This window comes from Synechococcus sp. (assembly GCF_982614295.1).
The window spans coordinates 1-10,691 of sequence record NZ_CEXBMR010000046.1; the positions used below are offsets into that span (position 1 = coordinate 1).

9 protein-coding genes are annotated in these 10,691 nt (G+C 52.6%); 3 read left to right on the top strand and 6 right to left on the bottom strand.

All coding sequences use genetic code 11. The annotated features are described in order from the left end of the window. Positions 1-872: glycosyltransferase (locus AC2JC8_RS08130; protein ID WP_484594491.1), on the bottom strand; the 872-nt coding region annotated here is incomplete at its 3' end. Further along, positions 873-1,640 carry a biliverdin-producing heme oxygenase gene (locus AC2JC8_RS08135; RefSeq protein WP_484594492.1) on the bottom strand — a complete coding sequence of 256 codons (768 nt, stop codon included), beginning with the start codon at positions 1,638-1,640 and terminating at the stop codon, positions 873-875. A gap of 168 nt (positions 1,641-1,808) precedes the next feature. On the opposite strand from AC2JC8_RS08135, the gene AC2JC8_RS08140 reads away from it, so the two are divergent. Both AC2JC8_RS08140 and AC2JC8_RS08145 read left to right on the top strand, forming a co-directional pair. After that, complete coding sequence (locus AC2JC8_RS08140; protein WP_484400692.1) at positions 1,809-3,239, top strand: NADP-dependent isocitrate dehydrogenase; 1,431 nt, start codon at positions 1,809-1,811, stop codon at positions 3,237-3,239. Between the two features lie 4 nt (positions 3,240-3,243). Next, a complete protein-coding gene (locus AC2JC8_RS08145; protein ID WP_484594493.1) occupies positions 3,244-4,506 on the top strand; it encodes a (Fe-S)-binding protein in 1,263 nt (420 codons plus the stop codon). Positions 4,507-4,527: 21 nt separating this feature from the next. On the opposite strand, the gene AC2JC8_RS08150 is transcribed toward AC2JC8_RS08145, so the two are convergent. After that, positions 4,528-5,802, bottom strand: coding sequence for a four-carbon acid sugar kinase family protein (locus AC2JC8_RS08150; protein ID WP_484594494.1), 1,275 nt, complete (start codon positions 5,800-5,802; stop codon positions 4,528-4,530). Positions 5,803-5,810: 8 nt separating this feature from the next. Here AC2JC8_RS08150 and AC2JC8_RS08155 point away from each other — a divergent pair, with 8 nt between their 5' ends. Continuing rightward, complete coding sequence (locus tag AC2JC8_RS08155) at positions 5,811-6,947, top strand: FAD-binding protein (RefSeq protein WP_484594495.1); 1,137 nt, start codon at positions 5,811-5,813, stop codon at positions 6,945-6,947. Here AC2JC8_RS08155 and AC2JC8_RS08160 read toward each other — a convergent pair. The 3 genes from AC2JC8_RS08160 to AC2JC8_RS08170 all read right to left on the bottom strand — a co-directional run. Next, positions 6,924-8,999 (bottom strand): acyltransferase family protein, encoded by a 2,076-nt coding sequence (locus AC2JC8_RS08160; RefSeq protein WP_484594496.1) that lies wholly within the window; start codon positions 8,997-8,999, stop codon positions 6,924-6,926. The two genes, AC2JC8_RS08155 and AC2JC8_RS08160, sit on opposite strands and share 24 nt — an antisense overlap. Positions 9,000-9,047: 48 nt before the next feature. Continuing rightward, the gene (locus tag AC2JC8_RS08165) at positions 9,048-9,905 is read right to left on the bottom strand and encodes an aldose epimerase family protein (protein ID WP_484400698.1); all 858 of its coding nucleotides are present in this window, start codon (positions 9,903-9,905) and stop codon (positions 9,048-9,050) included. A gap of 9 nt (positions 9,906-9,914) precedes the next feature. Then, a partial coding sequence (locus tag AC2JC8_RS08170; RefSeq protein ID WP_484594497.1) for an alpha/beta fold hydrolase occupies positions 9,915-10,691 on the bottom strand: 777 nt, incomplete at its 5' end.

The following is a 10,691-nucleotide window of genomic DNA, read 5'->3' on the forward strand; positions in this document are numbered from 1 at the left end:
GAATGATCTAGCAGCAAAGCAGCCAACATTTCTGGCTGTGGCTTAAAAGCTGCTGGATTTGCTACCGCCGCCGCAATTTGTTTTAAGTCATTAGCGAGGCTGCCGCAGCCGATTTGCCAGGCGGTTACACCGGGATCAAGGTTATCGGCAAGGGCATGGTTAAAGCTGCTAAATAACACGCATCCCCTTGCTAAAGCTTCCAAAGGCGGCAAGCCAAACCCTTCTGTTACGCCCACACTGCGCCAGTAATCAGCGGAGTCGTAAAGCATCACGGTGGCACTGCCAAATAATGCAGCCAAATCATCCACCCAACCGCTTTGTACCTCAACTTTTAAGCCTTGCTTCCGCAGTGCTGGCACCAATTGATCCAGCACATAAGTGCTTGTTTTACGCGCCTGCACCAACACATCGATCGGTCGCCGTGTACCAGCTGGCGGATCTACAAATGGGGTTGTAAAAGCAGGATCCAAAGCATTGGGAACCAATAGCAATGGACACCTTGGGGCGCGATCACCCCAGTAACCAAGCGTATTGCGGCTTACGGCAAAAACCGGCACCCCGGGGGGTAATTCAAAGCCGTAGCCACTGCTGTGGGCGTGATACGCCACAGCTCGCCCCCGCAATTGCCGCAACAGGCCAGGCACATCAAATCCCCAGCTCACAATCCAAAGCGCTGCCCCTGGCGCTGCTTCTTGCTGCAATAAATCAGCTAAAAACAAGTGGCCAGCTTCCCTTTGCCGGTAGGTAACGATCTCAACAGCTGGAGCAAATTGGGCGCACAGGCGGGCGCTTTGCAATGCCACCAGCAGCCCTCCGCAGCGAAAACGAGAGCTGGTACCTGGCACTAAAAACCGCAGGGGGCTGCGGTTCACTCAGTTGTTAACTGTTTCGGTGCTGCCATTAATTTGACGGCGGGTAAGAAATCCAAACAACACCTTGCCGATCGCCGCCACCAAATTGCCTTCAAGCTCTTGAAATAGTTTCATATTTAAGTGAAAAGCATGATTGGCTTCTTCCACCATCCGATCAGCCATTGTTTGATCAATCGCTAGGGAATTTAAAGCAGCCCTATAGGTATTTTTGAATTCCTTGTCATCTTCAATTGCAGGGAATACATAAAATTGCAAACCGGCATCCCCCTGCATATTCATTGCCTTTTGAGCAATGGTTTTAAGAATCTGGCCGCCGGATAAATCACCCAAGTAACGGGTGTAGTGGTGGCCCACCAATAATTCAGGGGCGCTGTTTGCAAGCTCATGTATGCGCGCTACATATTCGGTGGCAGCAGGGGTGGGCTTGATTTGCTCCAACCAATTTTCGCCGTAGTAGAAAACCAAATCAGCTTCTAAGGCGCTGCGGCGATCAAGGGCAGCGAAAGCGATCGGTTGCAACACAGGATTAGGCCGCAGGCGATCGATCTCTTCCTCCATGGCCGCATAAACGAAATACAAACTCGCAACAAGCTTGCGATAACTCAACTTATCCACCACTCCTTTTAAAAAGCAGCTCACGAAGCCGGTATTTTCCGCCATCGTGTGGGATTTTTTGGTGCCTTCCCGCAGCTGGGTGGCGAGGGGAACTGCAGATTCGGTGGCATCTGCGCCGCCTAGAACAACATTTGAATCAAGGGCAACAGCCATGGGGCTCGGTGCTAGGGCAATCTTGAACTGAGCGTAAGCGCCCCCTAGCTGGTTATGGCTGCAAAAGTTGCGAAGGATTACGAGCGGTAGTGCCAGTTCGGCAGCATTGATTACGGCAGAACGCGCAAAACTAGGCTCATCTTGCCCAGCACCTGCAGCGATAACTCGATGACTACCTACGAAAAGCTCACCACCCCCAGCCGCGGCGAGGCAATCAAATTTGTGGATGGTGAGCCACAGGTGCCAGCCAACCCAATCATTCCTTACATTCGCGGCGATGGCACCGGCGTTGATATTTGGCCTGCCACCCAACGGGTACTTGATGCAGCTGTTGCAAAGGCCTATGGCGGTGAACGCCGCATCGAATGGTTCAAGGTGTATGCCGGCGATGAAGCCTGTGAGCTTTACGGCACCTATCAATACCTGCCCCAAGACACCCTCACCGCAATCGAAACCTATGGGGTTGCAATCAAAGGACCCCTCACCACACCAATTGGTGGTGGCATCCGTTCTTTAAATGTGGCGTTAAGGCAAATATTTGATCTTTATTCCTGTGTTAGACCCTGCCGCTATTACAGCGGCACCCCAAGCCCCCACAAACGGCCTCAAGACCTTGATGTGGTGGTGTATCGCGAAAACACAGAAGATATTTATATCGGTATTGAGTGGGCCGACAGCGACCCAGTAGGGCAAGAACTGCTTAGGCACTTAAACGACACTGTTATTCCCGCTAGCCCGCAATTAGGTAAAAAACGCATCAAAGAGGGTTCTGCCCTTGGCATCAAACCCGTTAGCAAAGCCGGCACCCAACGCCATATCCGCCGGGCTATGCAACATGCCTTGCGGCTGAAGGGCAAACGCCGCCATCTCACCTTGGTGCATAAGGGCAACATCATGAAATTTACGGAAGGGGGCTTTAGAGATTGGGGTTATGAATTAGCTACTACTGAATTTCGGGCCGATTGTGTTACCGAAAGAGAAGCCTGGATCCTGGCAAATCAAGAGCAAAATCCGACGCTTTCAATTACAGATAACAGCCGCTTGATTGAACCGGGCTACAACAATCTCACCCCTGATAAGCGAGAAGCGATCGATGCAGAAGTGGAACAGGTGCTGCAACAAATAGGTGCCAGCCATGGCAATGGCAAATGGCGCGAGATGGTGTTAGTAGACGATCGCATTGCCGATAGTATTTTTCAACAAATCCAAACCAGACCTCAGGAATATTCGGTATTAGCCACTCTCAATCTCAATGGTGATTACATCTCTGATGCAGCTGCAGCAATAGTTGGCGGCCTTGGGATGGCCCCAGGGGCAAATATTGGCGATTGCGCTGCCATCTTTGAAGCCACCCACGGCACAGCACCAAAACATGCAGGCCTTGATCGCATCAACCCCGCTTCTGTAATCCTCAGTGGCGTGATGATGCTCGAATTTATGGGCTGGCAAGAAGCCGCAAACTTAATAAACAAAGGAATCAGCGCCGCGATTGCCAACGGCGAAGTTACCTATGACCTCGCCCGTTTGCTTGAACCAGCAGTTGAACCTTTGAGCTGCTCTGGCTTTGCAGAAGCGGTGGTGAGTTATTTCGAGCACTGATTCAATGCAGATTCCACTACTAGACCCTTGCGTGCACTGCGGTTTCTGCTTGCCAAGTTGCGCCAGCTATCGGGTGCTGGGAACAGAAATGGATTCACCACGGGGTCGCATTCATAGCCTTAAAGCGATTGCCGCTGGTGAACTGCAACTTGATGCCACGGTTGCGAGCCATTTTGATAGCTGCCTTGGTTGTTTTGCCTGCGTTACCGCCTGCCCCGCTGGGGTGCGATACGACGAATTACTAGCGGAAGTGAGACCCAAACTTAATAACCCAGCTCTTCGTAGCCCCTTTCAACGGCAGCTGCGCCATTTGCTCTTGAATTTGCTGCCCTATCCAAAACGGCTGCGGGCAATACTTACGCCGTTGCGCGCCTACAGCGATTCAGCGCTTCAAAAGCTGGCCCGCCGCACTGGCATTACCCGCCTATTTGGCGCCGAATTTGCAGCGATAGAAAAATTGTTGCCCCCCTTGCCAGCTGAGGCATTTGGGCCTGATCCGGTGGGGCTGATTCCTGCTGAGGGGCCACGCCGCGCCAGGGTTGGTTTGGTGCTTGGTTGCGTGCAGCGGGTATTTGATCCAGCTGTTAATGCAGCCACCTTGGCGGTGCTCGCAGCCAATGGGGTGGAGGTGCTGCTGCCTCCAGGCCAGGGCTGTTGCGGCGCAGTGAGTGATCATCAAGGGGAACTGCTCCAAACCCAGAGCCTGGCCATTGATTTGGTGCGGATCTTTAATGCCGCGGCCGCCACAGAAGCTCTGGATGCAATTCTTGTGGCCGCTTCCGGCTGCGGCCACACCCTTAAGCGTTATCCGCAATTACTAGCCGGGCAAGAAGGCTTCACAGCTCCTGTGCTGGACGTGCACGAATTCCTTATGCAACTGGGCTTAAGTGCAGAATTCAAAGCGCGGCTTAAACCTTTAGCCGAACCAATGGTGGTATTTCACGATGCTTGCCACATGATCCACGGCCAAGGAATAACTGAACAACCGCGGGAATTACTAAAAGCAATTCCTGGCTTGATTTTAAAAGAAGCTGTGGAAGCAGGAGTTTGCTGCGGTAGTGCCGGCATTTACAACTTGGTGCAACCGGAAGAAGCTGCTGCGCTGGGTGAAATAAAGGCCACTGATCTACGGGCCAGCGGCGCCGCAATCGTTGCTAGCGCCAATATTGGCTGCAGCCTGCAGATACGCCAACACATGCTCAAGCAAGAAGATCCTTTGCCCGTGGCCCATCCAATGGAATTACTAGCCCGCAGTGCGGGTTTATAGGAATTTGGTTAATTGCAGTAGCTAGCTATCCAGCCGCCAAGCTTCTAGCAGTTGCCAACACTTCTTAAGGCTGCTGGCATCACCGAGATTGCCTGGAAAGGTAACGATCGGCATTTCACCCCAAATCGGATGGGCCGGTTGGGCTTGCAGCAAAGACAACCCTGGCAGCAACTGCCCCAAAAGCCTCAGCCGCTCCAAACCAAGGCCATCACGCAGCAAGGTGAAGCTGGTGGTGCCACCTTTGGCGATCAGATAAGCCAGTGGTGGCGGCAAGCTCAAGGCCAATTCGGCCATGGCAAGGGCAAGCTGGTTTTGCTGATCAGCGCTGATGGCCTGGCGTTCGCCGCGGCTGCTAAATAAAACCGGCGTGAGGCCTGCGGCAGCAATTGCGCTCAATTGCTGCCGCAGGCCCAGCTCTAGGGGTTTGCTTGCAGGATTTGCAAGCCATTGATCCACTGGAAATTCCACACCCCGGCAACGGGGTTCAGCTAGCAGCAACTCCAGCTGCTGATCCGCCAGGGGTACATAGGATCCAACCAGCACCAGGCCTGGGCCTTTGCGGGGGGGCAATTGAGCCAGCGAAAACTGTATGGCAGGAATTTGGGCTAAGCCGTTTAACAAGCTGGCGGCGCTTTGGCAGAAATGTTGTTTACCGGCCTCAAGCAATTCCTGCCGCAGCGATTTTCCTAAATCATCAAGATCTTGGGGGGTTTGGGCATCAACAACCGCCCATTCACCGGCTGCTAAATCCGCCAATGAATCAGCGGCGTGCAAATTTTTGATGCGAGCAGCATTAAGCCGGCCACCACTTTTAAATTCCAGCCATTGGCCTAGATAACTGCTGCTGTAAGCAAAACGGCGATCTTTGCCAAAGGGGCTCAAATGCACCGGCTCGCCATGCAATAAGTGTTGACCCGCAAGCGTTGTGCGGCCCCCTTGGGGGAAAGCTGGCACTAATAAATTGGCGTGGAATGGCCCCAGCAAGCTGCAGATCAGCTCCTGCTCCAAGGGGGTGTGGCCCCGCAAGGTGGAATCACCACGGCTCACCACCAGCCAAGGTCGATCTAATTCAGCAAGAAGTGGTTTTAAGCGTTTGCAAATCGTTGTAAACAACTCCACCACCTGGGCTGGCTCTAGAGCGCGGCTATTGGTGATTAAAAACAGCAAAGCCCCTGAATCCGCAAGGCCAGCCTTCAGGTTGTTGCTGCTGAAATCCAACAACAACGAACAACCATGAACGGTTTGAGATCCAGTGGGGTCGTCGTCGAAGACGATGATCTTGAGGTTGTGCTCCATCTGCCGGCATGCCGGATCAAGTTCCAGTTGTAACGCCAGAGCGCAATGAGTTAATGCAACTGGTGCAGCAATTGCATGCCAGCGCCAGCCCCTGGGTGCCTAGTGGCTTTGGTAATCATCTGCATTGGGGTGCAGCTCTGCAGCCAGATGCCGGTTCAACACTGAGCATGGCCCGCATCAATCGGGTATTGCAGCATGCGGTGGATGATTTCACCGTAACGGTGGAAGCAGGATTGCCTCTAGAGCAATTGCAGCAGGTTTTAGCTGAAAAGGGTCAATGGTTGCCATTAGATCCGCCGGTGGCGGGGCCCAGCAGCATCGGCGGGCTGGTGGCAAGGGGTTTAAGTGGCCGCTTGCAACATCACTACCGCGGCCTGCGCGATCAATTACTGGGGCTAAGCCTGCTGCGCAGTGATGGCACTGCAGCAAAAGCAGGGGGCCAGGTGGTGAAAAATGTGGCCGGCTACGACCTCATGCGTTTGTTTGCAGGAAGCTGGGGCAGCCTTGGGCTGATCAGCGAAATCACGCTACGCACAATGCCTTTGCCGCAAGCGCGCCGTTTATTGCGTGTATCTGGGCCGCTGTTGCAATTACAAGAATTACGCCAACATTTGCTGCTACAAAGCCCCTTGGCGTTTGAATTCATCCAGTGGCGCCAGGGGCCAGGGGCCGCTGCACTAATGCTTGGGCTGGTGAGCCTTGATAACACTGAGTTGCAACATCAACATCAACAGCTGCTGCAGCTGCTGCCTTTAGGGCTAGAGCTAGATCACTGCAACTCAGAAACAGAGCAGCCGCTGGCGGCGGATCAATGGTTGCTGCGGCTGGGGCTTGAACCTGTTCAGGCGCACAGCTTGCTGCAATCACCTGCCGCCATGGGCTGGCAGCTGCAGCTGGGGGCTGCCAGTGGCATCGGGCTTGGCTTAGCAAAACTCAGAGACATGGTCCCTTACAAGGTGGAAACTCTGCGGCGGGCCTGCAAGCAATTTGGCGGTTACTTAACAGTGCTGCAGGGGCCCAGCCATCACCCAATTGCCGCTTGGGAAGATGCACCATCTCGGCGCGTAATTGAAGCTGTAAAACATCAATTTGATCCATTGCAACAACTATGCCGCGGCCGTTTACCTGGGGTTTGCAGCAACTAAACCTTGAGCCTCAAGAAAACGTTGAAATGGTGCTGCTAAATCTTTACTACCGGAATAACTAAGATGATGGCTATCTGCATACTGCAAGGTGCCATCAATACGGCGGTGCTGAACCCGGCCAGCAAACAATAAATAATCGGTGGGATCAAAAATATGCACATTTGGCAAACCTTTTGCTACCTGGGCCAAGCTGCGGCGCAGGGTGGTTTGCATTTCAGCTGTAATTGCAGCAGATGGAGAGCAGAAAGTACCCCCCTCACGATTAGGAAGCAACTTAGCCCAGGCTTCGCATACAACCGGCTCCCTTGCCAAGATAGGCACATCGACAACGAGCACTAGTTGAATATCTTTTTTTGCCAGTTGTTTAGCAATCTTACGGGTGCTGGCTATGTAAGCCTCTCGCACCTTAGCTGGGCTTAACTGGCGGCCATCCACATATACCGGAAAATCATTGGGGCGTCCGCGGCCATCAATATCAGCTAATTGCTTATTTAACCAAGTAGAAATCAAAACTATGTCGCCGGGTTGGAGCCTTTCTACTGCCCTATTTATTTCGCCGGCCGCAAATTGACGGCAAGGCTCATAGGGTTTGTTGTCAAAACTTATCGTGATATCAGGGCTTATCAAGCAACTACTTTTAAATGTAAAAGTAATTGCTTGCTTGCTCTTATTTGTTACCTCATCAAGCATTGGCAGCAGATGATGGGCATGGGAATCACCGAGCAGAAAGATTTCTGCAGCGCCAGGGCGGCCCGCCTTTATGCAGCGCTTGAAATCGGTGCGGCTTGTAGTGCTGTAAGGCGTCCAGTTCGCCACACTGCAACTGGCATCACTAATTTCAGTGCCCACAATCACCGGGCGATGTTCTGCAATCTTTTCTAGTTTTGGCACCGGATCAAGGCCACTACCAAGAAAAAGCTTGCCCCTAAATGGATGAGCCAAAGCATCGATACCCGTCCAGGTAAAAGCAATTGCTGCCAGTGCTAAGCCCCACTGCCACGGACCCGCCAATGGTTTACGCCGCACCGGCTGCTCAATCAGCACATAGGCCAACCAGGCAAAGCCAAAAGACAAACCAATCGCCAGCAGATACAACCAAACCCGATCGATGCCGTAGGTCCAACGTAAAAAGATCAGCACCGGCCAGTGCCATAAATACAGCGAGTAAGAAAGCAAACCGCAGGCAACCAATGCCCGCTCTAGCCAGCGCCAAGGCAAGAAGCGTTGCGAGGCAGCTTCAAAACCCACCTGCAACAGCAACAACGTGGCTAATACCGCTGCAAGCGCGCCAGGGGCAGGGAATCCCTGCTGCGCTGATGTTTTAAATAGTGCCCACAGCAGCAGGCCATAACCACTAATCCTGAGCCAAGCTTTCCCGCTCCCCGCTTTGACACCTTGCAATTGGGCAAGCAGCAGCACTGAACCTGCGCTTAATTCCCAAAACCGGCTTGGCATCAAGAAAAAAGCCAAAATCGGTGCTTCCCGCGTCCACCACAAACTCAGCAGCAAAGAAGCAATTACAAGCCCTAGCAATATCGGTATGGCCCGCCTCCGGCCTACCCCTATAAGCAAAAGCAGCAGCGGAAAGATCAGATAAAACTGTTCCTCCACCCCTAAAGACCAGGTATGGGATAGAGGGTTCAAATTTGAATCCAAGCCAAAATAATCGGTTGCTTTGGCAGCAAAGCGATTGTTAGACCAACCGTATAAAGCTTTTACGGCATCACCAAACAGGCTACGAGTTTCAGTTGGTGGCACCAATAAGGCAATACCAAGGCTTGTTACACCAACAGATGCCAGCAAATTTGGCAGTATCCGCCGGATACGCCGCAGGTAAAAACCACTTAGCTGTTGCCAAGGGGTTTCGGTGCTATGGCCAATTATTGATCCTGTTACTACATATCCAGAAATCACAAAGAAAATATCTACCCCGGCAAAACCACCGGGGAGCCAGGCTTCATTTAAGTGATATATAAATACTGCTAATACAGCAATACCACGCATTGCGTCGATATCGGGCCGATAGCTAAAGCGCCGTTTTACTTCACTCACCCAAAGGCCACCGCTTAATTACAGGCAAATTTATCAGTGCTTTTCCAGCTACAGGCCTTCCACCACATAGCGGCACTGCAACTCCTGGCTTGCGCCTGCTGCTAATTCAAGCTTGCTATCGCCACTAATCAGGCTTTGGCGAGGCCCTGTCCAGGGTTCCATGCAAATCATCTTGCGGGGGGGATCAGTCCAAAACACCGCCAGATTCCAGGGCTTGCTCAATTCCATCCGCAAACGTTGTTTCGCCGCAATATCAACAAGGGATACAGATGCTTCTGGCCGCACCAATAGATCAATGCCCTGTTCAAGCTTTTGCAATTGTTCGGCCGTGGCGGCAGGGGCCATTTGCAGATGGTTTAAGCACTGCTCTGGCATTCCTTCAAATTTGAGGCCGGTTAGATCGGAAATATTGAAATAAGGATGCAAACCAAAACTAAAAGGCAGCGATTGGCTGGAGCGGTTGTGAAGCGTAAGCAACACCTCTAGAGCACCAGGAGCTAGGCGGTAATCAAGTTGCAGCAGGAATTCAAATGGGAACTCCGCCATGGTGGTGGCGGTGTGGGTGAGTTCGAGTCTCACACCGCAACCATCTTCCAGAGCAGAAAGCTGCCACGGCATGGTGCGGGCAAAACCATGTTGCTTAAGGCTGGCAACACGACCATCGGCAAGGGGCAACTGGTCGTTTGGCAAATTGCCACAGATTGGGAATAGCACCGGTGCACCGCCGCGGATCGACTGGCTTGGATCCAGAAAACGCGCCTCATCTAGATAAACAATTTCAGTGCCGCCGCAACACCAGCCGGTAAGCAATCCGCCCCGTTCAGGCACCAAACGGATCTGATCGCCACTGCTGGCGTCTGTAAATAACCAATGGGGATAGGGGCTGGTGAGCTGTTGCAGGGCCATTAGAAAAAATCAGTTGAGGGTTTGAAGCCATTGCAGCAGCTCTTTGTTAACAACCGCTGGTTGTTCGTCGTGGGGGCAATGACCCGCCTCCAATACAACTTCAGTGGTTGCACTTGGGGCATAGCTTTGAAATAAAGCCCTGCGGCCTACAGCATTGATCCATGGATCGCGGATGCCCCAGAGCAACAACAAAGGAGCGTGCAACTCAGCAAATAAATGATCGAGCGGTTCACCTTTAGGAAAATCAAAAACAGTGCGAAAAACACCAAAAGCGCCTGGATCAAGCGATGGCCGCCGAATTGCTTCGATCAAAAAGTCGTCTACGTTGGTTTTGTCTACGTAAACCTGATTAAGGGTGCGTCGAATCGTGGCGGGCCGCCGCAGGTTTTCAAAGATCAAACGTTGCAAAACAGGGCTTTGCAGTAAGGCAGAAGCAATTGTTTTGCGGGCTATTGCTGCAAAGCCTTGAGGGGGCTTTTGCTCACTGCTAAAAGGGCCGGCTGCATTTAGCAGCACCACTCCGGCGCACTGCTGCTTCAAGGCAGCACCGGCTGCAAGGGCGGCATAACCGCCAAGGGAATTGCCAACAACAACTGTGGGTTTGCCGATGCGTTCAGTTACGTAGCTGCAAAGCTGATCACGCCAGAGCTCACCGCCATAGGCCTCGCCAGATGGTTTCGCACTACGGCCAAAGCCAAGAAGATCTAGGGCATGAACTGGATGATGGGCTTCTAAAGCAGGAATATTGAAGCGCCAGTGGTCTGTAGAAGCGCCAAAACCATGAAC